Consider the following 24516-nt stretch of genomic DNA (forward strand, 5'->3'; position numbering starts at 1 on the left):
GCCCGGTACGGGGACGGGGTTATTTGGCGCGTTCGGCGGCCCGGCGACGCTGGCGTTCGGCTTCGACGACGGCGGCTGCGGCCGGCGTCGGCGCGGTTCCTCCGAGGTGCGCCGGCTGCCACCAGCGGGAGGCTCCCGGCACCGGGTAACGCGCCTGGAGACCATCCACGAGGCTCTGTAGCCGGCCGTGCAGGGTTTGCGTCGCCGCGGCAATGTCGTCGCTCGGCGCCACGGTGAGCGGCTCGCCCACGGCGAACAGCACCGGTACGGCGAAGAGCTCCCGCAGTACGGGCTTGTGGTTCTTCGTCAGGAGCCGGTGGCCGCCCCAGACGGCGACCGGGATGACCGGAACACCGGCCTCCGCCGCCATCCGTGCCGTTCCCGTCTTGAGCTCACGCACCGTGAATGAGGCGTTCACGCCCCCTTCGGGGAACACGCCGAGGACTTCGCCGGCTTGCAGGGCCGTTACCGCCTCACCATAGGCGGCGGCGCCCGCCGTCATGTCGACGGAGATGTGGCGCATGCCGCGCAGGAGCCTGCCCACCAGAGGCTGGTCGAAGGCCCCCTTCTTCGCCATGAAGCGGATATGACGGCGGTTGCGCTTCCACATCTGCCATTCCACGAGGGCGAAGTCGAGGTAGCCGAAGTGCGTGATCGCCAGAACGGCGCCGCCTTCGCTCGGCAGGTGCTGGCCGCCCTCAAGTGCGGGATGCACCCGCAGGGAACCGAAAATCGCTCTGCCCACCGTGATCGCGGTGCTGTAGATGGGCTCTATCCGTCTCATGATCCCAGAATACGGGTCGTTGCTCGCCGGTTTCCACTGCCGATCCGTTTCGCGGCCCAGCCCGGCCGCCCGGCCTACTGCCGGGATCTGCTCCACGGTGGGTCGGCGCTGGGCGTGTTGGCGCGGTGGGTGGCGGCGGGCCGCCAGGTTCGGCTGGGGTCGAAGAGCACGGGGCCACGCAGCTGGGGCCGGCCATGGGTCATGCGGATGTTCCACCCGTTGGTGTCGATGGTGTGGTGATGAAACCAGCAGAGGAGCACCCCGTTCTCCACGTCGGTGGCGCCGTGGGATTGCCACGGGATCACGTGGTGTACCTCGCACCACGCGGCAGCGACCCGGCAGCCGGGCATGATGCAGCCGCCGTCGCGGGCGGCGATCGCCCGACGCTGCGCCGGGCTGAAGAACCGTTCCTTCACCCCGAGGTGCAGCACCTGCCCGTCGTCACCGACGACAACCTGCTGGTACCCGCCACTGCATAAGCGCTGCCGCACGGTGCCCAGGCTCACCGGGGCGTCGACACCGTCGATCCATCCGACGCCGCGGCCGCTCTTCAGGTCGCGAGCGTTCACATGCACCATCACCACCGGCGCCGCACCAGCCATACTGGGTGTTTTCGGGTCCCGCGCGGTTTTCTCGAACACCGCGCGGAGAATGTCGGCACGCTTTTCCCCACCGGTACGGTCATCCGCCGCCGCCTCGGCCCCCGGCACGAGCTCCCCGGCCTCCATCCGCGCCTGGTCCTCGGCCGACGGGAAAGCGGGTGCCGCGTGCGCGGAGAGGAACGTGGCGAAGACACCATTCATCACCCCGAGAAGGTCCGGCGTCACCCCGCCGCGCAGCGGGTACAGGCCGTTACGGAGCACCCCGAACCCCACCGTGCTTTGTGCCGCGTGCTCGTCGCCACTCGGGGCGGCGCCGTCCGGGTCGAGCACGGCCTCCCATTGGTGGGCCTGGGCGCGGATCAGGTCGGCGCTGAACGCGATCCCCGCGCCAGGGAGCTCTTCGGTCTCCGCGGTGATCGCCCCGGTCGCCGACGCCACGAGGGCCCGTTCGGCCCGGTCCAGATCGTCCACCGCCACCCGGGAGCCGATCTGCTCCAGCACCGTCACGATAACCTCCGCCGCATCCACCCCCAGCTGGCCGGACGCGAGCCCGTCGGCGACGGCCGGATGCCGCACCGGAACGCTCTGCCCCAGCAACCCACTCGCCGCCGACGCGGTGCCGGCGATCAAACCACCGAGCCGCATCCGCCGCTTCGCCTCCGAACTCGAAATACGCGTCACACCGGTGATCAGCTCGAACTTGCCCCGGCACCCGTTCTTCCACGCCAACGACTCATGACCCAACCCCGCATCCGCCCGGCACGCAACATTCGCCGCCGATCCGATCCGGCCGCCGTCCACCCGACGCCCCACCGCCTCCAACGCCCCCAACACCATCAGCGCCGCCTCGTCGTCGAGGAGAGCAAACTGCACCCCGGCCAGAGCGGCCGTGACCAGTTCATCGGCCTGCGCCAGCAGGGCGACCATCTCAGCTCCGGACTTCACCGTCGTGAACATACCCCCATTTTAGCCCGATTAGCACATAAAAGCGGGAGTTCCTCAGAATAGAATCTCTGAACTTCGTATTTAAATTCCCCTCCAGGTGTCAATTCTCCAGGACCACGAGGCTTTGGTCATCCAGATGAGGTCAGGTAGGCACTCCAGGCGCACGGCCGCTACGAGCCCACGACAGCACGGCGGCCATGGATCGGAACTGAGATGCAGAGCGGCCGCGCGACGGTCCATGAGCGTGGCTATGCGGAGGCCCTGAGGGGCTCGAGGGCAGCTAGGACGAGGTCCAGGCCGAAGGTGAACTCCTCGGCTGGGTCGTAGCCGGCAGCGACGAGCGCCGCGGCGGACTCGTTGAGGTACGGGAATTCGTCAGGAGGAAGCTGGGGCAGGTAGACGTCCTCGGCCATGTCCGCGAACTCGTCGGTGGTGTCGAACGGCAGGCTGGCTGCCTGCAGGGCAAAACCGTAGACATAGCTGTCGAGCAACCAGTTGGCGTGCGTCGCCATCAAGACCGGGAAGCCAGCCCTCCGCAGGCAGGCGGTGACCGCTTCGTGGTGGCGGAGGTTCGCGGGCCCCGCCGATGTCCGCGACTCCATCAGGCCGATCGCCCACGGGTGGCGTGCGAGAACCTGTCGGGCGGATACCGCCCGCCGTCGCATCGCCGACTGCCAGTCGGTCTCTTTGATCGGGAGCTCGATCTCCTCGAACACGATGTCAATCATGGCGTCCAGCAACTCATCTTTGCTCGCCACGTAGTGGTAGAGCGACATCGCGCCCGCGCCGAGCGCGCCAGCCAGCCGGCGCATGCTCAGCCCGTCGACCCCCTCGCGGTCGGCGAGCCGGACCGCCTCGACCACCACCCGCTGCTTGCTCAGCCCCGCGTCTGACGCGTCCTGGTGTTGTTCCCTCGCAGACACGGGTCTCCTCGCTCACTCGAACGGCTTGACAAAATCGTCTAGCGCTTCTTCATCGTACAGTGTACGCTACTAGTACAGTGTACGACGTACGGTGTACGAGCCAGCGAGAGTCGCAGCTCGAACGTGAGGAGGCTTCTGTGGGAATCAAAAAGCGATCGAATACCGAAGCACGCCTGGTGCCGGGGGCGAGTCCGGCCGGAGCGGCGACGATGCGGGCTGCCGTCCAGCACCGCTACGGCCCGCCCTCAGCGCTTGAGTCGTCCGAGGTCGGGATCCCGTTGCCCGGTCGAGGCGATGTGCTCGTCCAGGTGGGCGCGGCCTCGGTACATCTTGGCGACTACTTCGTCATGACCGGGGAGCCATACGTGGTGCGCCTGGTGTTCGGGCTCCGCCGGCCGCGCCACGGCATCCCCGGCAGGGATCTCGCTGGCGTGGTGGCAGCGGTCGGGAAGGATGTCACCGCCCTCCGCCCCGGCGACGAAGTGTTCGGGTGGAGCACCGCTGGAACGCTCGCGGAGTACGCCTGCGTCCCCGCGGACAACCTCGTGTCCGTGCCCGCCAACGTGTCGGTCGTGGACGCGGCAGCGGTGCCCACGTCGGCCCTGGCGGCCTTACAGGCGTTGCGCAAGATCGCAAACGTTCAACCGGGCCAGACGGTGCTGGTCACGGGCGCGTCGGGCGGCGTGGGCTCCTTCGCCGTACAGATCGCCAAGACTTTCGGCGCCGAGGTGACGGGTGTGTGCAGCACCCGCAACGTCGAGTTGGTCCGCTCACTCGGTGCCGACCACGTCGTGGACTACACGAGGACCGACTTCACCCGCGCCGAGAAGCGCTATGACGTCATCCTCGACAACGTGGAAGCCCAGCCGCTGGCGGCTGTCCGCCGAGCGCTGACGCCCACCGGCACTCTGATCCCCAACAGCGGACGCGGGGGCCGCCGGCTCGGCCCCCTCGGTCGGATCGTCAAAGCGCGCGTGCTGTCCGGGTTCTCCCGTCAGCGGTTGAGGCCCTTCGCGTCGGTCGAGAAGCGCCAGGACCTGCTCACCCTGGCCGACCTGCTCACGATCGGGCAGGTCACGCCCGTCATCGACCGCACCTACCCCCTCGATGAAGCAGCCGACGCCCTCCGCTACGTCGCGGCCGGCCACACCCGAGGGAAGGTCGTGATCACTCTCTGACGACCGGACCGACGAGAACGACTCAACTCGTGCGTCTGCACGACCAAACCTGCCGCCACTCCGGCGGACGGACCGCACCTCGTGAAAGAAGAACCGATGACCATCCGAACGAAAACCCCGAACCTGCGGGGCAACCCGCCCGTCCCCGTGCAGGCCAAGCTCACCGCCGCATGGACCAGCTTCATGTTCCTCTACATCTACGTCGACCTCTTCAACTTCTACAAGCCCGGCGTCGTCGACGGCATCCTGAATGGCCTCATCTGGAGGTTCGACATCAGCTCGACGTTGTTGACGATTTTCCTCGTGTCCGTGTCGATCCCGGCCCTGATGGTGGTGCTCTCCATGACGCTGCCCGCCCGCGTGAACCGCGCTACGAACCTCGTCGTTGCATCGCTCCTCATCCCCTACTCGATTTTCAACGCGGCAGGGGCGACCCGGGAGTGGGCAGCCTTCTACGGCATCTCCATCGGAATCGAGGTGCTGCTGCTGGCCTTCATCCTGCGCTCCGCCTGGACGTGGCCTCGAGCCATCGCCATTCCAGCCGGTCCCGCGAGGGCTGACCTTCGACAGGACCTTCGACAGTAGGTACCCGTGTAAAGTCCTACGGCGTGAAGCCCGCCGCAGACACCGGGCCGACAGTGACCAGCTCAGTCGCGGTATGCGCAGAGAGCCTGCTCACGAACGGTCCGGTGCGAGCCCGGCCGCGCTCCGCATGGGAACCGCTGGGATTTTCACCTTCGATAAGAGTGGTCTCGATGATCCTGCTGGCGTCCTCCGCAGCCATGTGTAGACCCCCCGGGGTCAGTCGCGAGGGTACGGATGCTATCGCGAGAACGCCCAGTCCGCCCGGACCGCCCAGCACATAGCGGGGCGATGCGACGTCAGCTCAGGCAGTTCGGTCCGAGAATGCTCTTCAGCTCGCCGAAGAGATCGGCGCTCACGGTCACTCGGTGGGGCAACTCGAAGATTCGAGCGGTGTCCCCTTTCACGAGCCTCAGGCGCACCTCCGCGTTCCCGGCATGACGGCTCAGGATTTCACCGAGCAACCGCACGGTGTCGGTGGTCGCGCGCGCCTCGGCGACGGTGATCGCCACGGAGCTTTGGTCGGAGGCCTGCCCGAGGTCGGGCTGGAAGACGCTGAAGGCGTGCAGGTTCATGCCGTCGTCGCGCATGCTCACCCGGCCCCGCACAACCACGACCGCGTCGCTGATCAGCTCGGGCGCGAACTCCACGTAGGCCTTGCCCATGAACATCGCGGTGATCTCACCGCCGAAGTCTTCGACCTGGATCATGCCGTACTGGTTGCCGGACTTCTTCGCTGTGCGATGCTGCACACTCGTGATCAGGCCGGCCACCGTCACGGTGTCGCCGTCTTCGGCGGTCTCCGACGCGATCAGGTCGGCAATCGAGGTACTGGCGTGCTTCGCGAGCGGGATCTCCAGACCGGCGAGCGGGTGATCGGAGACGTACAGGCCGAGCATGTCGCGTTCGAACGCGAGCTTCTCCTTCTTGCTCCACTCGGGTCGCTCGGGCACCTGGTCGGTGTCCTGCGGCTCGTCGAAGAGGCTGTCGAAGTCGAAACCGATGTTGCCGTTGACCTCTTCGCGCTTGATCTTGACCGCGGACTCCACCGCGGACTCGTGAATCTCGACCATGCCGCGGCGGGTGGCGCCGAGCGAGTCGAAGGCCCCCGCCTTGACGAGCGACTCGATGGTGCGCTTGTTGGCCACCGGCAGCGGCACCTTGCGCAGAAAATCGTGGAACGACTCGAAGCGGCCCTGGGCTTCGCGGGTCGCGCGAATGGCCTCGACGACGTTGAAGCCCACGTTGCGTACCGCGCCGAGTCCGAAACGGATGTCGGTGCCGACGGCCGCGAAGAAACCGATCGACTCGTTCACGTCGGGGGCGAGCACCTGAATGCCCATGCGGCGGCACTCGTTGAGGTACAGCGCGAGCTTGTCTCTGGAGTCCCCCACGCTGGTCAGCAGCGCGGCCATGTACTCGGCGGGGTACTTGGCCTTGAGGTACGCGGTCCAGTATGACAACACCCCGTACGCGGCGGAGTGCGCCTTGTTGAAGGCGTAGTCGGAGAACGGCAGCAGGATGTTCCAGACCGTCGTGACGGCATCCATTGAGTAGCCGTTGTCTTTCATGCCCTGGGAGAAGCCCTCGAACTGCTTGTCCAGCTCGGACTTCTTCTTCTTGCCCATGGCCCGGCGGAGCAGGTCTGCCTCACCGAGGGAGAACCCCGCGAGCTTCTGGGCGATCGACATGACCTGTTCCTGGTACACGATCAAGCCGTACGTGTTGCCGATGACGTCGGACAGGGGCTCTTCGAGTTCCGCGTGGATCGGAATGATCTCCTGCTGACCGGTCTTGCGCAGGGCGTAGTTCGTGTGCGAGTTGGCGCCCATGGGGCCCGGTCGATACAGGGCGATGACGGCCGAGATGTCTTCGAAGTTGTCGGGCTTCATGAGCCGCAGCAGGGAGCGCATGGGCCCGCCGTCGAGCTGGAAGACGCCGAGCGTGTCGCCCCGAGCGAGCAGTTCGTACGCGGCGGGGTCTTCGAGGCCGAGGTCCTCGAGCACGGGGCGGTGGCCGCGGTTCACCTCAATGTTGTCGAGGGTGTCATCGATGATCGTCAGGTTGCGAAGCCCGAGGAAGTCCATCTTGATCAGGCCCAGTGCTTCGGAGGCCGGGTAGTCGAACTGGGTGACGACCTGGCCGTCGGCCTCGCGCTTCATGATCGGGATAATGTCGATCAGCGGGTCCGACGACATGATCACCCCGGCCGCGTGCACACCCCACTGCCGCTTGAGGTTTTCAAGGCCAAGTGCCGTGTCGAACACGGTCCGGGCCTCCGGGTCGGATTCGATCACGGCCCGGAAATCGGCGGCCTCACGGTAACGGGCATGGTCCTTGTCAAACATTCCGGTGAGCGGAACGTCCTTGCCCATGATCGCCGGCGGCATGGCCTTCGTGAGCTTATCGCCCATCCCGAACGGGAAGCCGAGAACGCGGCTGGCGTCTTTGAGGGCCTGCTTGGCCTTGATGGTGCCGTAGGTGACGATCTGCGCGACGCGCTCCTCGCCGTACTTGTCGGTGACGTAGCGGATCACCTCGCCGCGGCGGCGCTCGTCGAAGTCGACGTCGAAGTCCGGCATGGAGACACGGTCGGGGTTGAGGAACCGCTCGAAGATGAGGCCGTGCACGAGGGGGTCAAGGTCGGTGATGCCCATCGCGTAGGCCACCATCGAACCGGCGCCGGAGCCTCGACCGGGGCCGACACGGATGCCCTGCTGCTTCGACCACATGATGAAGTCGGCCACGACGAGGAAATAACCGGGGAAGCCCATCTGGATGATGATGCCGATTTCGTAGTCGGCACGTTTGCGCACGTCCGCCGGGATGCCGTTCGGGTAGCGTTTGGCGAGCCCGACCTCGTTCTCCTTGACGAACCAGCTTTCCTCGTTCTCCCCCTCCGGGCAGGGGAAGCGCGGCATGTAGTTGGCTTTGGTGTTGAATTCCACGTCGCAGCGCTCGGCGATGAGCAGCGTGTTGTCGCACGACTCCGGGTAGTCCCGGAACAGGTGCCGCATCTGCGCGGCGCTCTTGAGGTAGAACTCGCTGGAGTCGAACTTGAACCGATTCGGGTCGTCCAGGGTCGATGCCGACTGCACGCACAGAAGGGCGGCGTGGGCGGTCGCGTCGTGCGCGTGCGTGTAGTGCAAATCGTTCGTGGCCAGGAGGGGAAGGTCCAGTTCCTTGGCCAGTTTGAACAGGTCGGTCATGGTGCGGCGCTCGATGTCGATGCCGTGGTCCATGATCTCGCAGAAGAAGTTCTCCTTGCCGAAGATGTCCTGGAACTCTCCGGCAGCCTTCTTCGCCTCGTCGTACTGTCCGAGACGCAGGCGGGTCTGCACCTCGCCACCGACGCACCCCGTCGTGCCGATGAGGCCCTTCGAGAACTCGCTGAGCAGTTCCCGGTCCATGCGCGGTTTGAAATAATAGCCCTCGAGGCTCGCCTTGGACGACAACCGGAACAGGTTGTGCATTCCCTCCGTGCTTTCGGAGAGCAGCGTCATATGCGTGTACGAGCCGCTGCCGCCGACATCGTCCCGGTTCTGCGCGCCGGTGCCCCACCGCACCCGGGTCTTGTCCCGGCGGTTCGTGCCGGGGGTGATGTAGGCCTCGGTGCCGATGATCGGCTTGATGCCGGCATCCGTCGCGGTGCGCCAGAAGTCAAAGGCGCCGAAGACATTTCCGTGGTCGGTGATCGCCACGGCGGGCATTTTCTGCTCGATGGCCGCGTTGATCAGAGGTTTGACTCTGGCTGCTCCGTCGAGCATCGAGTACTCGCTGTGTACGTGGAGGTGTACGAACGAATCCGTCGCGGTCTCAGAGGTGCTCACGGTGCTCAATCTGCGGGTTAGTCGCCGCGTAGTACGGACAGTCCGTGCGCGAGGTCGGGCGCGTACGGGGCGTTGAACGTGACCCACTCGTTGGTCGCGGGGTGGTGGAAGGCGAGCTGTTTGGCGTGCAGCCACTGGCGGCCGAGGCCGAGCCTCGCGGTGATGCTGGGATCCGCACCGTACATAGCATCACCCACGCACGGATGCCGCTGCGCCGCCATGTGCACACGAATCTGGTGCGTGCGGCCCGTCTCCAGATGGATTTCGAGCAAAGAGGCCGAGGGAAACGCCTCAAGCGTTTCGTAGTGCGTCACGGCGTGCTTGCCCTCGCTCATCACGGCGAATTTCCAGGCGGAACTCGGATGACGCCCGATCGGCGCTTCGATGGTGCCGGCAAGCGGGTCGGGGTGTCCCTGAACGACGGCGTGGTAGATCTTCTCCACCTCACGATCGTGGAAGGCGCGTTTGAGGGCCGTGTAGGCCATCTCCGACTTGGCGACGACCATGAGGCCGCTGGTGCCCACGTCGAGGCGGTGCACGATCCCCGCCCGCTCCGCCGCGCCGGAGGTGGCGATGCGGTAGCCGGCGGCGGCCAGTGCGCCGGGAACCGTCGGTCCGTTCCATCCGATGCTCGGGTGGGCGGCAACCCCGGCCGGTTTGTTGATGACGACGATGCTGTCGTCGTCATGCACGACCGTGAGGTCGGGAACGGCGATCGGAACGATGCGCACCGGTTCCTTCGTCTCCCAATTCACCTCAATCCAGCTGCCGGCATGCAGCCGGTCTGACTTGCCGGCAACGGAGCCGTCGAGGGTCACCCCGTCGAGCTCACAGATTTCGGCGGCAAAGCTTCGGGAAAACCCGAACAGTTTGGCCAGGCCGGCATCGACCCGCACCCCCTCGAGTCCGTCGGGGAGGTGCAGGGATCGAGACTGGGACGTCATGGGGCAATTCCGCTGTGAGGCTTTGGTTCGTCGTGCGTTGAAACGACCGGATGCGCCTCCGGCCCGGCGGGGTCATCCGTCGCCGTGACGGTCTTGGCGTCCACGATCTTTTCACCGTCGAGACCGATGCCGCGAATGGTCAGGATCATGAAGATGACCATGCTGGTCACGATCGACATGTCCGCGACATTGTAAATCGCCGGAATAAGCCACGGCGTCGACAGAAAATCGACGACATGGCCTTCACCGAAACTCGGCTCGCGCACGAGACGATCGGTGAGATTACCGAGCACGCCACCGAGCAGCAGCCCGAAGACGAGCCCCCACGTCAGTGAGCGGATGCGCCGCGCAAACCAGATGATGAACACGACGACCGCCGCGGCGATGATGGAAAAAATCCACGTCGACCCACTGGCGAGGGAAAACGCCGCACCCGGGTTCCGAACGAAGTGCAGTTGCAGCACACCGTTCAGAACCCGGACGACTTCTCCCTCGGCCATGTTGGCCACGACGAGGTACTTGCTCACCTGGTCGAGAGCGTAGATCCCCAGCGCGACGAACGCGAGGAGGATCAGCGCACGAGTACCGCGCTGTGTGCGGGTCTTAGGCGCCAAAACCCTAGAAGCTGGACTTCGAGTCGCTCGTGACACCGGCACCGACGGACGAGGTGGCATCGAGGTCGTGCAGCTGACCCTCAATGTAGCTCTTGAGCTTCAGACGGTATTCGCGCTCGAACGTGCGCAGGCTTTCGATCTTCGTTTCGAGAACCGAACGTTCGTCGTCGAGGACCTTCATCTGCGACCGCTGCTTGGCTTCGGCCTCAGCGATGACGCGGGCGGCCGTGGCGTGTCCTTCGGCAATGAGGGCGTCACGCTTCTCAGCGCCTTCCTTCACGTGCTCTTCGTGCAGGCGGCGAGCCAGCTGCAGCAGGTTGGTGGTGCCGGCGGTCTCGTCGATGGGCTCTGCCGCGACGGCGGCAACAGGTGCTGCCTCCTCGACCGGCTTGACGGGCTCGACAACGACCTCGGGTGCGGCAACGACAGCAGGAGCGCTGACGGTTTCGGCGATGACGCCGCCGTCTGCGGTGATGCGAGCCTTGAGCTCCTCATTTTCCTGGGTCAGGCGACGCAACTCGACGACGACCTCGTCGAGGAAGTCGTCAACCTCGTCCTGGTCGTATCCCTCACGGAATTTGGTCGACTGGAACCGCTTATTGACTACATCTTCCGGAGTTAGCGCCATGGCTTTCCACCCTTAGAACTTGATATTTATGCGAACAGTTGGTTTGTGTGCAGCTCAGCTAATCGAGCTGCCATGGCTCAGGCTTTCGCGCGAGTGACACCGAATAAGAATACATGGTTGCGTTCCCGGCCCGGTGTCGGGAGCGGCATTTGCCGCCGTGAGTGTCGATCAGAGTCGCTGCAGAATGCCGGCGAGCGACATGCCCACAATGGCGCACACCATGGTGAGGGTGAATCCGAAGTCGAAGGCGATCGGGCCGATTCGCAGGGCGGGCACGAGCCGACGGAAGAAGCGCACCGGCGGATCGGTGAGCGTGTACACCATTTCGACGAGAACGAGCGTGAATCCCTGCGGGCGCCAGGCGCGATTCACCCCGCGAACGAGGTCGATGATGAATCGACCCCAGAGCACGAAAAAGTACAGGAGAAAAACAAAGTACAGGAGGTTGCCGACTAGTGCCACGTGCGGTACTAGGCCTGAGCGAAGAAGGACGCCTCTTCGGCGGATTCTTCAGTTGCGGTATCGCCGGACACGACCACGTGGGACGGCGACAGCAGGAAAACCTTGGCGGTGACGCGTTCGATCTTGCCGTACAGCCCCTGGGAGAGGCCGCTCGCAAAGTCGATGAGGCGACGCGCGTCGGCATCGCTCATCTGCGACAGGTTGATGATCACCGGGATGCCGTCACGGAACGACTCGGCGATGATCTGGGCGTCGCGGTACTGGCGGGGGTGGACGGTAAGGATTTCATTCATTTCTGACGCAGCCACATTCTGGGGGGTCGAAGTCTTTCGCAGGGGGGTGACGGGAGCACGCCCGCCGGTGTTCTGGGCGTTGTTGTGCGACGCACTGCCCGAAGTGGAGCGCTCGGCCGGCGCGTGACCGGCATTATGCGCTGGGGCGGCCGGAACCGCGGAAACACGAGCCGCAGCGGGCGCCTCGTACTCAAGCTCTTCGTCTGCCAGACCCAGGTAGACCATGGTTTTCTTGAGCGGGTTAGACATGTCGACCTCCGTGTTGTTGTGCTTCTCTGTTGAGATTAACTGGTTCCGGGCGTTTCCCGGTGATTGCCGTGCCAATTCTTAGGTGTGTCGCACCTTCGAGTACGGCCGCGGCGTAGTCCTGACTCATGCCCATGGAGAGCCGCGTGGCCTGCGGAGCGGCACCACGGATGCCCTCACTGAGCTCACGAACGTACGCAAACGACCGTCGCGGTTCTCCGCCGAGCGGGGCCACGGCCATCAGCCCCAGCAGGTTCAGGCCATCCGCCTGCTGCACCCGATCGACGAGCGCCGACAGATCCGGCGGCGCCACGCCCCCGCGACCGGGATCATCCGTGAGGTTCACCTGGATGAAGCAGTCCACGGAGGACTCGGGTGAGGCCAGGGCATCAACGAGTGACACCCGATCCACGGAGTGGATGACGTTCGCGTAGGCGCGCACCTGGCGCGCCTTCTTGCCCTGCACCTGACCCACGAAGTGCCAGGTGAGGCTGAGGTCGGCGAGTTCGGCGGCCTTGGCCTGCGCCTCCTGGTGCCGGTTCTCCCCCACGTCATTCACGCCCAGCGCGGCGAGAGCTCGGATGACCGACGCGGGGTGAAACTTCGTGACGACGATGGTGGTGATGTCGGCGTTGTCGCGCCCGGCCGTGCGGGCCGCATCCGCGACGCCGGCACGCACGCTGTCGAGCCGGGTCGACAGACCCGGATCGACAACCGAAACCGGGCACGAGCCAAGCGGCTCCTGCCCGGTTTCGGAGCGTTCGTCGTTACTTGAGGAAATCGGGGATGTCCAGGTCATCGGACTCTTCTTCAAACGCCGGGTCGGCCGCGGTGGCGCCGCTCGCGGCGGAATCGGCCGGCGACCACACGGATGTCGTCGCGTCGCTGTCCGGGAAGGAACCCGAGGTGGAGGACGCGGCCTCCGACAGAGCGCCGGACGCGGCCGCGCCGGAGCCGGCGGCAACGCCGGCAGCCACGAGATCGGCTCGGCGGACCTCGACTGCCTTGGCACCCGGTTCGCCGCCATCGAATCCGGCCGCGATGACGGTCACTCGAACCTCGTCGCCGAGGGTGTCATCGATCACCGCACCGAAGATGATGTTGGCCTCGGGATGTACGGCTTCCTGCACGAGGCGCGCGGCGTCGTTGATCTCGAAAATTCCGAGGTTCGAGCCACCCTGGATGGACAGCAGCACGCCGTGTGCGCCATCAATGCTGGCCTCGAGCAGTGGGGATGCCACCGCGAGCTCTGCGGCCTTGATGGCGCGGTCGGCTCCCCGCGCGGAACCGATCCCCATCAGTGCGGAACCGGCACCCTGCATGACCGACTTCACGTCGGCGAAGTCGAGGTTGATCAGCCCCGGGGTGGTGATCAGGTCGGTGATGCCCTGCACACCGGCGAGGAGCACCTGGTCCGCCGTGGCGAAGGCCTCGAGCATGCTGATTCCGCGGTCGCTGATCTCCAGCAGGCGGTCGTTCGGCACGACGATGAGGGTGTCGACCTCGTTCTTGAGCGAGGCGACACCGGTTTCGGCCTGGGCCTGGCGGCGCTTGCCCTCAAAGCCGAAGGGCTTGGTGACAACACCGATGGTGAGGGCGCCGATGGATTTGGCAATGCGGGCGACGACGGGGGCGCCACCGGTTCCGGTTCCGCCACCTTCACCGGCGGTGACGAAGACCATGTCGGCTCCGGCAAGCGCCTCTTCGATTTCCTCGGCGTGGTCCTCGGCGGCCCGACGGCCTACCTCGGGATCCGCACCTGCGCCAAGGCCCCGAGTGAGGTCACGTCCGACGTCCAGTTTCACGTCGGCGTCACTCATCAGAAGCGCCTGGGCATCCGTATTGATCGCGATGAACTCGACTCCGCGGAGACCGAGCTCGATCATGCGGTTGACGGCGTTCACGCCGCCACCGCCGATTCCGACGACCTTGATGACCGCTAGATAATTCTGGTTGTTTGACACGTCCGGCCTCCGGTGGAACTCTAAACCTCTACTCGAAGTTTAAAGTTATGCTGAGTATGCAATTGCTGATTTCGAAGTTATGCGTGACAGCGCGCGGCTTGGGGAGGCGCGCCCGCGTGTCGCGAAGTGTTGCGAGAATTCTGTTATGTCACCGCAAGACTGCGCTATTGGGTGACGACACATCGTATTCGTTCACGCTGCCCGTCGGATGCCCCACCATCAGTGCGGCGAGCACGACGGCCTTGAGATCGGATTGTTCCGCACTCCCCCAGACCACCTTGGCTCCCCCGATGAGCGTGAGCGTGACGTCATCGGTCGTGACCGCCGCCACGGAATCGAGCTCCGATCGAATGCTCTCCGGCAGGGCGTGGACGACCTCTCCCGCGGCCAGGAATCCGGCGCTGCCCACCCCGTCGGGGGCCTCGATCTGCGGGTATCCTTCCGGCCGTTCCGCCGATGAGTCGATGCGCACGCCCGCGGCGTCCACCAGGTCGAAGCCCGTGTCGCTTGTGATCACGCCGATCGGCTCGCGTTCCACGATGCGCACGACCAGCGTCCCCGGCGGACGGCTCTCGGTGACGAAGCTTTCGATGAGCATGAACGAGGCGAGCTGCTCCTTCACGCGCGAGAAGTCAATGAGCGGCAGCGGCGTGCCGAGCTGATCGTCGAGGGCGTCGACGACCTGCTCGGCACCGACACGGTTGGTTCCGACGACGTCAATCGTGCGCAGGGCCATGAGCGGAGAGTACGCCGCGGCGATCACGCCACCGAGCAGCACGACGCTGATGCCGAGTGACACGAACCAGATCGTGCGCCGACGGCGGGACCGCCAGGTGAAGCGGCGCACCTCCGCGCGTTCGAAGCGTTTTCTGGCCCGCCGGGCACCCCGAAGCACCGCGCCGGCCACGGCCACCCCGGACTTTCCCACCGGTGCCGAACCGGTCTTTTTCGAGCGGATACCCGACACGGGAGCGAGGTTTTCGGCGGGCACAGAAATCGGTTCGGTGTTTGCTTCCCGGGGCGAGCCGGGTTTGCCGGCACCGGTCGACTGTCGTCGGGAAGGGACTGCGGGCCCCTTCCCGCCCTGACTCGTGGGCGGGGAGGGGGGCCGATCAAAACTACCTGGTCGCTTCATACCGGGCGTGTGCTCATTCGTCTGTCGCGCGCAGCGCGTCGAGCAGCTGGGGTACGATGCGGTACACGTCACCACAGCCGAGTGTGACCACGAAATCGCCGGCGCGGGCGATCGTGCCGAGGTAGTCGGCGGCATCCTGCCAGTCGGGCACGAACGCCACATGAGCGGGATCTGTGAAGCGTCCGGCCACGAGCGCGCCCGTGACACCGGGCTCGGGGTCTTCCCGGGCGCCGTACACGTCGAGCACGATGGTCTGGTCCGCGTTGGCCTCAAGGGCATCGGCGAATTCCTGCGCGAACAGTCGCGTGCGGCTGTACAGGTGCGGTTGGTGCACGGCGATAATCCGGCCTTCGCCGACGACGGTGCGGGCCGCGGAGAGTGCCGCGGCGACCTCGGTGGGGTGATGCGCGTAGTCGTCGTAGACGCTCACGCCGCCGACCGTGCCGTGCAATTCAAAACGACGCTGGGTGCCGCCGAACGCGCTGATGGCGGCGAGGGAACCTGCCGGGTCGAGCCCGAGCCCCACGAGCACCGCGAACGCTCCGGCCGCGTTGATGGCGTTGTGCGTGCCCGGGATGCGCAGGGTGGTCTCGTAGTCGGCGCCCTTCCAGTTGACACTGAAACGCACGGGCCCGTCGGTGACGATGGAGTGAACGCGCACGTCGGCTCCGGCCGCCTCACCGAACGTGATCACACGCTCCGCGGACAAGCCCGCGGTGACCCGCACCGCGCCCGGGTCGTCGGAGGAGATCACGACGAGCTCGCTGGCCTTGTGCGCGAAGTCCACGAAGGCGGTCTCGAAGGCCTCGAGCGAACCGTAGTGGTCGAGGTGGTCGGGGTCGACGTTCGTGATGAGGGCGATGTTGGTGTTGTAAAGCAGGAAGGAACCGTCGGATTCGTCGGCCTCGACGACGAACAGGTCGTCGGTGCCGGCACCGGAGCTGACGCCGAGCGACTCGATCACGCCGCCGTTCACGAAGCTGGGGTCGTGTCCCAGACCGAGCAGGCCGGTGACGATCATCCCGGTTGATGTCGTCTTGCCGTGCGCTCCGGCGACGGCGATGAGTCGCTGGTGCTGCACGAGCCACGCGAGCGCCTGCGCGCGGTGCAGCACGGGAAGACCGCGTTCCAGGGCGAGTACATACTCCGGGTTATCCTGCCACAGCGCGCCCGTGACCACGAGCGTGTCGGCGTCTCCGACGTTGGCGGCGTCATGACCGATCGCGACGCGCGCGCCCAGCTTGCGCAGGGCCAGCACGTTGTCCGATTCGCGTACGTCCGAACCGGTCACCGTGTAGCCCTTGCTGAGGAAGAGGCGGGCGATTCCGCTCATGCCCGAACCACCGATGCCGACGAAGTGCACGGCCCCGAGGTCATCGCCGATGGTGAGAGTGAGGTCGGGCTTTATCACGGGTGCTTACGCTCTTCTCGGCTTGGTGTGTCTGGAAACAACTGACGGTGCGGGTATAACGTTACGCGGTGATCGGGCGCCCCGTAAGCGGTGGCTGCTCAGGGTCTCTGGGAGATGAGTTCGAGCATCCGGGCGGATCCGTCGCGGATCCCCACCGAGCCGGCCGCTGTGCCCATGGCCTCCACCCGACGGGTGTCGGCGAGGAGCGGCACGAGCGACTCCGCCACCCATGCGGGAAGAAAGTCCGCGTCGTCGACCAGCAGCGCGCCGCCGGCGGCAACGGCATCCGCGGCGTTGAATCGCTGCTCCCCGTTGCCAACGGGGTATGGCACATACGCGGCGGGGATCCCGAGGGCGCACAGTTCGCTGACGGTCGCCGCGCCGGCACGCGAGACGGCGAAGTCGGCGGCGGCCAGGGCGAGATCCATCCGGTCGCAGTAGTCGATCAGTCGGTAGTGGTCGAGCTTCGGATCGACCACTTCGCCGCGATCGCCCTGAATGTGCAGCACCTGCCATCCGGCGGCGACCAGCGCGGGGGCGGACTCGAGAATCGTGTTGTTGAGTCGCCGGGCGCCGAGGGAGCCGCCGGTGACGAGGAGCGTCTGACGCCCGTGGTCCAGACCGAAGAAAGCGTGCGCCTCGGGGCGCACTGCCGCCCGGTCGAGTCGTTCGATCTCGGGCCGCAGCGGCATCCCCACAAAATGTCCGTGCCGAATCCGGGTACCGGAGAAGGCGACGCCCACCTTCGACGTGAACAGGGCCCCAAGCTTATTGGCCAGTCCGGGCTTCGCATTCGCCTCGTGGATGACGATGGGCACGCCGCGGCGTCGAGCCGCCAGATACGCGGGGGTCGACACGAATCCACCGAAGCCCACGACAACGTCGACGCCGCGCGAGCGGATGAGGTCGGACACGCCGGTCACGGCCGCGTTGAACCGAGCCGGGAAGGTCAGCGTCTGCCGGTTCAACCGACGGGGAAACGGGACTCGAGGCACAACGGCGAGTTCGTAGCCGCGCGCCGGAACGAGCCGAGCCTCGAGCCCTTCGCTCGTGCCGAGGGCGATGATGACGGCGTCCGGTTCGCGGGCGCGCAGGGCGTCCGCGATGGCGAGCAGCGGATTGACGTGGCCCGCGGTTCCGCCGCCGGCGAGAAGGTAGGTGGTCATGTGGCGGAACTCCCTGCGTGCTGGCCTCTGGCGAAGGACAACACGATCCCTATCGCCACGAGTGTGGTCATCAGGGCGGTGCCGCCGGCTGAAATGAGCGGTAGTGGAACGCCGAGCACGGGGAACACCCCGAGCACGACGCCGATGTTCACGAGCGCCTGGCCGATGATCCACACCATGACGGCGGCCGTCGTGATCCGGGCCATGACGCTCGTGCTGGCGCGCATCACCCGAAGAAACGCAAAGGCCAGCAGAACGAACATGCACAGCACGACGATGGCGCCGATGAGTCCGAGTTCTTCACCGATGATGGCGAAAATGTAGTCGTTGTCGGCGGCCGGGAGCCAGGACCATTTGGCCTTCGAGTTGCCGAGTCCCACGCCGAGAATACCGCCGTTGGCGAGGGCCCAGGTGCCGTGCAGCGGCTGCCAGCAGCTGTCAGATATGGGTCCGCTGAGTGTGTCGCAGCCGTCGTTGACGAAGCTCATGATGCGGGTGAGCCGGTTGCTGCTGGTCAGGGCGAGGATGAGCGCTCCCACCACGCCGACCGCGACGGGCACGGCGAGCAGCCGCAGCTTCACGCCGGCGAAGAACAGCGCACCGAACAAGAGCCCGGCCATGATCATGACCGTTCCGAGGTCTCCGCCGATCATGACGAGCAGCACGGAGCCGCCGCCGACACCGAACACGGGAATGAAGATGTGGCGCCAGTCGTCGAGGCGGTCCTTCTTCTGTTCCAGGATCATGCCGAGCCACACGACGAGGGCCATCTTGATGCCCTCAGACGGCTGGAACTGGATTCCACCGATGGACAACCAGTTGGTGTTCCCGGCGATCGTGTACCCCATGGGGGTGAACACCACGAGGCACTGCAGGAACGATGCGATGAGAAGCGCGGGCCAGGCCACACGCTTCCAGAACGTAATCGGCATCAGGCTGGCCACGAGCATGAGGGGCACGCCGATCAGTGCGAACCCGCCCTGACGGATCAGACCGCCGAAGAAACCGGCGTCGGCCAGGTAGGAGTCGACGGACGAGGAGGAGAGCACCATGACGAGCCCGAAGGCCACCAGAAATATCGTCGTGCCGAGCAGCAGGAAATAGTTCGTGGACTCCGACTTGAAGACCCGACCGACGCTGATGCGTACCGAGGCTCCCATGGCGTTCCCGTCATGGGGTTGCGGCGCTGTCGGGGATGCCGGAGTCCGCGGCGACCGCGTGCGTGGGATTGTGGGCATGCTCACCTCCCCAGAAATTGATGAACGGCCTGGTTGAAGGCCTGGCCTCGCGCCGCGTAACTGTTGAACTGATCCATGGATGCCGCCGCCGGGGCGAGCAGCACCACGTCACCAGACCGGGCCACGCTTGCGGCGAACCTCACCGCACCCGGCATGACCTGTTCAGTGTCGTCCGACTCGACCTCGAAGACCGGCACCAGCGGCGCGTGTCGCGCAAATGCGTCCCGCAGGGCCAGCCGGTCGACGCCGATGATGACGGCCCCGCGCAAGCGAGAGGCGTGCTTCTGCACCAGCTCATCGACGTTCACGCCCTTGAGCAGGCCGCCGACGAGCCAGACCACGGAGTCGAACGACGCCAGCGAGGCATCGGCGGCGTGCGGGTTGGTGGCCTTGGAATCGTCGATCCAGTGGATGCCCTCGTGCAGGGCCACCACCTCGATCCGGTGGGCGTCGAGGTGGAACGACGCGAGCGCGGCGCGCACGGTCTCCGGGTCGACCCCGAAGGAACGGGCGAGAGCGCTCGCGGCCAGCACGTCGGCGACGACGTGTGGGGCGGAGAGGCCTGCATCGGCCAGCTCTGCGACGGTGGCAAATTCCAGGGCACGCTCGAAACGGTCGTCAAGGAACGCCCGGTCGCAGAGGATGCCGTCGACGATTCCCAGCTCGCTCGGGCCCGGAACTCCGAGGCCGAAGCCGATGGCCCGTGCCCCTTCCTGAACCTCGGCGTTCTCGACCATGCGCAGTGTCGCGGCATCGGCCTTGTTGTAGATGCAGGCGACGCCGGTGTTGAAGTAGACCGTGGCTTTCGCCTCGCGGTAGGCCTCGGCGGAGCCGTGCCAGTCCAGGTGGTCGTCGGCCACGTTCAGGCAGACACTCGACCAGGGCGCGAGCGCTCCGGGACCGGTGCGGGGCAGGTGGTGCAGCTGGTAGCTCGAGAGCTCGACGACAAGTACATCCCAGCCCTGCGGGTCCCGGATTGCGTCGAGCACCGGCACGCCGATGTTGCCGCAGGGTGCGACCCTGTGGCCGGCGGCGGCGAGCATCGTCGCCGCGAGCTGCACGGTCGTGGTCTTGCCGTTGGTACCCGTCACGAGCAGCCACTCGGCGGGGATTCCCACCTTGTCGCGCAGCCGCCAGGCCAGTTCGATGTCGCCCCATACCGCGATGCCCTGCGCGCGCGCCCAGTTGAGGAGCGCATGGTCGGGGTGGAAGCCGGGGGAAACGATGATCAGGTCCGCCCGGTGCGCCGCGAGTTCGGCGGGCACCTCGGTGAGGTCGGACTGCACGAGGGCAACGCCGAGCACGTTCAGGAGCTGCGCTCGTTCGTCGGGACCGCTCGCTGCGACCACGAGAACATCGGCACCGAGCTCGGCCAGGGTATCGGCGGCGGCGAAACCGGTCACGCCGAGTCCCAGCACGGCCACGCGCAGGCCGGACCAGTCGGCGTGCCAGCTTGTGAGCCCGTCAAGGCGGCTCACCGGGACGCCGGGTGCAGATGCGTCGCTCATCGGGTCGGAACCGCCGACAGCCACTCGAGGTAGAACGTTCCCACGCCGGCGGCGACGAGCAGGCCGCCGATGATCCAGAAGCGCACGACGACCGTGACCTCCGCCCAGCCCTTGAGCTCGAAGTGGTGATGAATGGGGCTCATCAGGAAGATGCGCTTTCCCCGGGTGATCTTGAAGTAGGCACGTTGCACGATGACGGAGCCGGACTCGATCACGAAGAGGCCGCCGATGAGCACGAGGAGCAGCTCGGTGCGGCTGAGCACGGCGAGGGCGGCGAGGGCGCCACCGATGGCGAGTGACCCGGTATCGCCGAGGAAAATCTTGGCCGGAGACGTATTCCACCACAGGAACCCGATCAAACCGCCGACGATGGCGGCGGACACGACGGCAAGATCCAGGGGATCACGAATTTCGTAACACCGATACAGGTCGGTGGAGTCGGAACCGCCGCTGAAACAGGACTGGTTGAACTGCCAGAATCCGATCACGATGAACGATCCGATGGCCAGGATCGACGAGCCCGTGGCGAGCCCGTCGAGGCCGTCCGTGACGTTGACGCTGTTGGACGTGGCGGCGACGATGAGGCAGATCCAGACGATGAACACGATCAGTCCGACGATCACGCCGAGGTCCATGAAATCCAGGGACGTATCGCGGATGAATGAGATGTGCGTTGACGCCGGGGTCAGGCCATTCCGGTTCGGGAATTGCAGGGACAGCCACGCGAACACTCCGGCCACGATGACCTGGCCGGCGATCTTGGACCAGCCGCCGAGTCCCAGGCTGCGCTGGTTGCGGGTCTTGAGAAAGTCGTCGACGAAGCCGACGAGGCCGAGGCCGACCATCATGAACAGCACGAGCAGCGGGGAGGCCGTGATCGGCTCCCCTTGGCTGAGCTTGGCGGTGAAGAAACTGATCACCACGCCGAAGATGAGGATGATGCCGCCCATGGTGGCGGTACCGCGTTTCGCGTGGTGGCTTTTGGGGCCGTCGTCGCGGATGAACTGTCCCCAGCCGAGCTTGTGGAACAGCCGGATGAACAGCGGTGTCAGAAAAAGGGTGAAGGCGAGCGACAAGGCGCCGGCCAGCAGTAGTGCTCTCACGAGAAAAGGTCTCCCAACCGGTCACCCAGGAAACGCAGTCCCGCGGAGTTTGATGACTTCACCAGTACGGTGTCGCCAGGATGCACGAGGGTGCCGAGCAGCTCGAAGGCCTCGTCCGCCGTGTCGACGTAGGCGGATTCACCGTCCCACGATCCCTCATTAATGGTACTGATGTGCATGCGCCGCGCACGCGGTCCGACGACGACGACCTGTGAAATGTTCAGGCGAACGGCGAGCAGCCCGATGCGGTCATGCTCGTCCCCGGAGAGCGCGCCGAGTTCGGCCATTTCGCCCAGCACGGCGATGGTGCGGCTGCCGGGGTCGGCGATCTGCGCGAGCGTCTTGAGCGCCGCCGTCATCGAGTCCGGGCTCGCGTTGTAGGCGTCGTTGATGACCGTGACGTTGTCGCGTCCGCCCAGTACCTCCATGCGCCAGCGTTCGGCCCGCTGCACGGATTCCAGACCGGCGACGATCACGGCCAGCGGAACACCGAGCACGTCGGCGACCGCGGCGGCCGCCAGTGCGTTCATGACGTGGTGTTCGCCGAGAACCCGGAATGTCACCGGGCTTGATTCGCCGGAGGCGAGGTGCAGTACGAAGGTTGTTCCGGCGCGACTGACGCGCACGTCGGTCGCACGTACGGTCGCCTGGCCGTACTGGCCGAAGTAGACGACGCGGGCGCCGGTCTTCTCGCTCATCCGGGCGACGCGGGGGTCGTCGGCGTTCAGCACGGCAACGTCAGCGGGCAGCAGCTCGGTGACCATCTCGGATTTGGCGCGCACCGTCGCGTCGATATCCCCGAATTCGCCGGCGTGTGCCAGGCCGACCGAGAGCACGATACCGATATCGGGTCGAACGAGCCCGACGAGGCGGGCGATCGCACCGACGGAGCTTGCACCCATTTCCACCACGAGGTACGTCGTGTCGTGGGTGACCTCGAGCATGGTCATCGGGGCGCCGACCTGATTGTTGAAGGATCCCCGGGCGGCCACGGTCGGACCGACTCGTTCGAGTATTTCGCGCAGCAGGTTCTTGGTGGTGGTCTTGCCGTTGGATCCGGTGACGGCGACGACCTTGAGCCGGCCGTCCGCGCGCACCCGGGCGACGACGGTCGACGCGAGCGCTCCGAGAGCCAGGACCACGTCGGCGACCACGATCTGGGCCACGGGAAGGTCGAGCAGGCGTTCGACGAGCAGAAGCGCGGCACCGCGCTCCACCGCCGTCGGGGCGAAGAGGTGCCCGTCGGTGGTCTCCCCGGGCTTGGCGACGAAGATCGAGCCCTGTTGCACCTCACGGGAGTCGGTTTGTACGCTTCCACTGACGAGGGCGTTGGGGTCAGTTTGCCCCGCGGGAAGGTGGAGCGCACCATCGACGCTGTCGGCGATGTCGCGCAGGGACAGGGCGATCATTTACAGCCACCCCGCATCACGGAGCGCCTGGCGAGAATCGTCACGAGCTGAATACGGAATTTTGACACCGGCAACCTCATGGTAGTTTTCGTGGCCGGGGCCAGCGTACAGGATCGCATCGCCTTCCCCGGCAAGCGCCAGCGCCTGGCGGAAGGCCGCCTGCGGATTGGCGACTTCGTAGAATTCACCGTCGGGAACGGCCGCGCGGGCCGCGTCCAGCAGCGCCGCGCGGATGCTCGCCGGGTCTTCGAAGCGGGGATGAAAGTCGGTCACGACGACGACGTCGGCGCCGCGGGCGGCAATGGCACCCATGTCGGCGCGCTTGGTCGCGTCGCGGTCGCCATCGGCGCCGAACAGCATGATCAGGCGTCCGGGCGTGAACTTTCGAATGGCGGCCAGCGTGTTCAGGAACGCGTCGGGGCTGTGCCCGTAGTCCACATACACGAGCGGTCCGGTGGATCCGGAGATGAGCTCGGCGCGCCCGGGAATGTATGCGTCGATGCCGCCGTCGCGCTCCAGGGCATGGGCGATCCGGTCGAGGTCGAAGCCCGACTCCACGAGCATGACGATGGCCAGCGCGGCATTGGCGGCCATGTACCAGCCCATGAGGGGTACGCGGGTCTGCAGCCGGCGCCCCTCGGGGCCTTCCAGCACGAATTCGGTGTAGGCGGCATTTTCGCCCACGACGCTCATGCGCCAGTCGGCGGGGACATCCGCCTGGTTGCTGATCGTCGTCACGGGGATACGGCACTCGTCGACGAGGCGTCGGCCCCAGGGCGAGTCGACGGTGACGACACCGCGTTTGGAGCGATCGGGGGTGAAGAGTTCGAGCTTGGCCCTGAAGTAGTCGTCCATGGCCGCGTAGTCGTCGAGGTGGTCGTGGCTGAGGTTCGTGAACCCGGCCACGTCGAAGACGAGGCCGTCGACGCGGTGTCGGCTGAGCGCCTGCGCCGAGACCTCTATGCCGACGGCGCGCACCTCCGCCTCGCGCATTCGCGCGAGCAGCGCGTGCAGTTCGCTGGCCTCCGGCGTGGTGAGTGAGCTCGTGACGGCCAGGTCGCCGATGCGGCGTTCGGCCGTGGATGTCAGACCGGACGTCACCCCGAGCTGGTTCAGGATGCCGAATAACAGGTACACCACACTGGTTTTGCCGTTCGTTCCGGTGACGGCAAAGAGCGTCGCGGGGTTGTCCTCGGTGCGATAGATCCACGCCGCCACCGTGCCCAGCGCGGCACGAGCGTTCTCGGTGACGATGATCGGCAGGCCGCTCCCGGCGGCGAGGTCCGCGCCCGCTTCGTCTGTCAACACGGCGACGGCGCCCGCGTCGCGGGCGGCGGCGGCGTAGGACGCGCCGTGGCTGTGCTGGCCGGCCACCCCGACGTAGAGGTCCCCGGGCTGCACCGTGCGCGAGCTGAGGCTCACGCCGGTGACGGTGACGTCGGCGAGGGTGCCACGCGCTTCAAGATTGAATTCATCGACTAGTCCCGACAACGACCGCGGAACGGGATGCTGGGGACGGAGAGCCGAGGGTACCGGGTTGGTCACGGGGCT

21 protein-coding genes are annotated in these 24516 nt (G+C 66.1%); 2 read left to right on the plus strand and 19 right to left on the minus strand.

The annotated features are described in order from the left end of the window. Positions 1 to 19: 19 nt before the first annotated feature. The 3 genes from AC1MB9_RS08035 to AC1MB9_RS08045 form a co-directional block, all read right to left on the minus strand. Positions 20 to 784, minus strand: a complete 765-nt coding sequence (locus tag AC1MB9_RS08035) for a lysophospholipid acyltransferase family protein (protein WP_479964484.1) — start codon at positions 782 to 784, stop codon at positions 20 to 22. A gap of 74 nt (positions 785 to 858) precedes the next feature. Next, positions 859 to 2343: an HNH endonuclease signature motif containing protein gene (locus AC1MB9_RS08040; RefSeq protein WP_479964485.1), complete on the minus strand. Its 1485-nt coding sequence runs from the start codon at positions 2341 to 2343 to the stop codon at positions 859 to 861. A 236-nt stretch (positions 2344 to 2579) separates the two neighbouring features. Next, positions 2580 to 3254 (minus strand): TetR/AcrR family transcriptional regulator, encoded by a 675-nt coding sequence (locus tag AC1MB9_RS08045; RefSeq protein ID WP_479964486.1) that lies wholly within the window; start codon positions 3252 to 3254, stop codon positions 2580 to 2582. 137 nt (positions 3255 to 3391) lie between these two features. Between AC1MB9_RS08045 and AC1MB9_RS08050 the strand changes: the two genes are divergently transcribed. Then, a complete protein-coding gene (locus AC1MB9_RS08050; RefSeq protein ID WP_479964487.1) occupies positions 3392 to 4432 on the plus strand; it encodes an NAD(P)-dependent alcohol dehydrogenase in 1041 nt (346 codons plus the stop codon). Between the two features lie 96 nt (positions 4433 to 4528). Then, the gene (locus AC1MB9_RS08055; RefSeq protein ID WP_479964488.1) at positions 4529 to 5017 is read left to right on the plus strand and encodes a DUF6326 family protein; all 489 of its coding nucleotides are present in this window, start codon (positions 4529 to 4531) and stop codon (positions 5015 to 5017) included. 296 nt (positions 5018 to 5313) lie between these two features. Here AC1MB9_RS08055 and dnaE read toward each other — a convergent pair whose 3' ends face one another. The 16 genes from dnaE to AC1MB9_RS08135 all read right to left on the minus strand — a co-directional run bounded on the left by dnaE (position 5314) and on the right by AC1MB9_RS08135 (position 24510). Continuing rightward, the gene (gene dnaE / locus AC1MB9_RS08060; RefSeq protein WP_479964603.1) at positions 5314 to 8781 is read right to left on the minus strand and encodes a DNA polymerase III subunit alpha; all 3468 of its coding nucleotides are present in this window, start codon (positions 8779 to 8781) and stop codon (positions 5314 to 5316) included. Between the two features lie 80 nt (positions 8782 to 8861). Further along, entirely contained in the window at positions 8862 to 9788 is a 927-nt protein-coding gene (locus AC1MB9_RS08065) for an RluA family pseudouridine synthase (protein WP_479964489.1), read from the minus strand. Next, entirely contained in the window at positions 9785 to 10402 is a 618-nt protein-coding gene (lspA, locus tag AC1MB9_RS08070; RefSeq protein ID WP_479964490.1) for a signal peptidase II, read from the minus strand. The genes AC1MB9_RS08065 and lspA overlap by 4 nt, the downstream gene beginning before the upstream one ends. Positions 10403 to 10406: 4 nt before the next feature. Continuing rightward, positions 10407 to 11030, minus strand: coding sequence for a DivIVA domain-containing protein (locus AC1MB9_RS08075; RefSeq protein ID WP_479964491.1), 624 nt, complete (start codon positions 11028 to 11030; stop codon positions 10407 to 10409). Positions 11031 to 11198: 168 nt separating this feature from the next. Then, on the minus strand, positions 11199 to 11492 hold the full coding sequence (locus AC1MB9_RS08080; RefSeq protein WP_479964492.1) for a YggT family protein: 294 nt from the start codon (positions 11490 to 11492) through the stop codon (positions 11199 to 11201). Positions 11493 to 11500: 8 nt separating this feature from the next. Beyond that, positions 11501 to 12034, minus strand: a complete 534-nt coding sequence (locus tag AC1MB9_RS08085; RefSeq protein WP_479964493.1) for a cell division protein SepF — start codon at positions 12032 to 12034, stop codon at positions 11501 to 11503. Further along, positions 12027 to 12830, minus strand: coding sequence for a YggS family pyridoxal phosphate-dependent enzyme (locus AC1MB9_RS08090; RefSeq protein ID WP_479964494.1), 804 nt, complete (start codon positions 12828 to 12830; stop codon positions 12027 to 12029). Before AC1MB9_RS08090 ends, AC1MB9_RS08085 begins: the two co-directional genes overlap by 8 nt. Further along, the gene (gene ftsZ / locus AC1MB9_RS08095; protein WP_479964495.1) at positions 12799 to 13995 is read right to left on the minus strand and encodes a cell division protein FtsZ; all 1197 of its coding nucleotides are present in this window, start codon (positions 13993 to 13995) and stop codon (positions 12799 to 12801) included. Before ftsZ ends, AC1MB9_RS08090 begins: the two co-directional genes overlap by 32 nt. Before the next feature lie 148 nt (positions 13996 to 14143). Next, positions 14144 to 14986: a cell division protein FtsQ/DivIB gene (locus AC1MB9_RS08100; protein ID WP_479964496.1), complete on the minus strand. Its 843-nt coding sequence runs from the start codon at positions 14984 to 14986 to the stop codon at positions 14144 to 14146. Positions 14987 to 15143: 157 nt separating this feature from the next. Then, the gene (murC, locus tag AC1MB9_RS08105; protein WP_479964497.1) at positions 15144 to 16541 is read right to left on the minus strand and encodes a UDP-N-acetylmuramate--L-alanine ligase; all 1398 of its coding nucleotides are present in this window, start codon (positions 16539 to 16541) and stop codon (positions 15144 to 15146) included. Between the two features lie 98 nt (positions 16542 to 16639). Continuing rightward, positions 16640 to 17707 (minus strand): UDP-N-acetylglucosamine--N-acetylmuramyl-(pentapeptide) pyrophosphoryl-undecaprenol N-acetylglucosamine transferase, encoded by a 1068-nt coding sequence (locus tag AC1MB9_RS08110; protein ID WP_479964498.1) that lies wholly within the window; start codon positions 17705 to 17707, stop codon positions 16640 to 16642. Further along, positions 17704 to 18945 (minus strand): putative lipid II flippase FtsW, encoded by a 1242-nt coding sequence (gene ftsW, locus AC1MB9_RS08115; RefSeq protein ID WP_479964499.1) that lies wholly within the window; start codon positions 18943 to 18945, stop codon positions 17704 to 17706. The genes AC1MB9_RS08110 and ftsW overlap by 4 nt, the downstream gene beginning before the upstream one ends. 2 nt (positions 18946 to 18947) lie before the next feature. After that, complete coding sequence (murD, locus tag AC1MB9_RS08120) at positions 18948 to 20453, minus strand: UDP-N-acetylmuramoyl-L-alanine--D-glutamate ligase (protein WP_479964500.1); 1506 nt, start codon at positions 20451 to 20453, stop codon at positions 18948 to 18950. Continuing rightward, complete coding sequence (gene mraY / locus AC1MB9_RS08125; RefSeq protein WP_479964501.1) at positions 20450 to 21556, minus strand: phospho-N-acetylmuramoyl-pentapeptide-transferase; 1107 nt, start codon at positions 21554 to 21556, stop codon at positions 20450 to 20452. The genes murD and mraY overlap by 4 nt, the downstream gene beginning before the upstream one ends. Continuing rightward, a complete protein-coding gene (locus AC1MB9_RS08130; protein ID WP_479964502.1) occupies positions 21553 to 22965 on the minus strand; it encodes a UDP-N-acetylmuramoyl-tripeptide--D-alanyl-D-alanine ligase in 1413 nt (470 codons plus the stop codon). Before AC1MB9_RS08130 ends, mraY begins: the two co-directional genes overlap by 4 nt. Continuing rightward, the gene (locus AC1MB9_RS08135) at positions 22966 to 24510 is read right to left on the minus strand and encodes a Mur ligase family protein (protein WP_479964503.1); all 1545 of its coding nucleotides are present in this window, start codon (positions 24508 to 24510) and stop codon (positions 22966 to 22968) included. Positions 24511 to 24516: the final 6 nt, after the last annotated feature.

The organism is Cryobacterium sp. AP27 (assembly GCF_056680495.1).

Excerpts from the sequence above, each read along its gene's own strand:
- AC1MB9_RS08035 (WP_479964484.1), bottom strand. The coding sequence starts at position 784 with ATGAGACGGATAGAGCCCATCTACAGCACCGCGATCACGGTGGGCAGA.
- dnaE (WP_479964603.1), bottom strand. The coding sequence starts at position 8,781 with ATGCTCGACGGAGCAGCCAGAGTCAAACCTCTGATCAACGCGGCCATC.
- AC1MB9_RS08110 (WP_479964498.1), bottom strand. The coding sequence starts at position 17,707 with ATGACCACCTACCTTCTCGCCGGCGGCGGAACCGCGGGCCACGTCAAT.
- AC1MB9_RS08065 (WP_479964489.1), bottom strand. The coding sequence starts at position 9,788 with ATGACGTCCCAGTCTCGATCCCTGCACCTCCCCGACGGACTCGAGGGG.
- AC1MB9_RS08085 (WP_479964493.1), bottom strand. The coding sequence starts at position 12,034 with ATGTCTAACCCGCTCAAGAAAACCATGGTCTACCTGGGTCTGGCAGAC.
- AC1MB9_RS08090 (WP_479964494.1), bottom strand. The coding sequence starts at position 12,830 with ATGACCTGGACATCCCCGATTTCCTCAAGTAACGACGAACGCTCCGAA.
- AC1MB9_RS08130 (WP_479964502.1), bottom strand. The coding sequence starts at position 22,965 with ATGATCGCCCTGTCCCTGCGCGACATCGCCGACAGCGTCGATGGTGCG.
- ftsW (WP_479964499.1), bottom strand. The coding sequence starts at position 18,945 with ATGCCCACAATCCCACGCACGCGGTCGCCGCGGACTCCGGCATCCCCG.
- AC1MB9_RS08075 (WP_479964491.1), bottom strand. The coding sequence starts at position 11,030 with ATGGCGCTAACTCCGGAAGATGTAGTCAATAAGCGGTTCCAGTCGACC.
- murD (WP_479964500.1), bottom strand. The coding sequence starts at position 20,453 with ATGAGCGACGCATCTGCACCCGGCGTCCCGGTGAGCCGCCTTGACGGG.
- AC1MB9_RS08055 (WP_479964488.1), top strand. The coding sequence starts at position 4,529 with ATGACCATCCGAACGAAAACCCCGAACCTGCGGGGCAACCCGCCCGTC.
- AC1MB9_RS08040 (WP_479964485.1), bottom strand. The coding sequence starts at position 2,343 with ATGTTCACGACGGTGAAGTCCGGAGCTGAGATGGTCGCCCTGCTGGCG.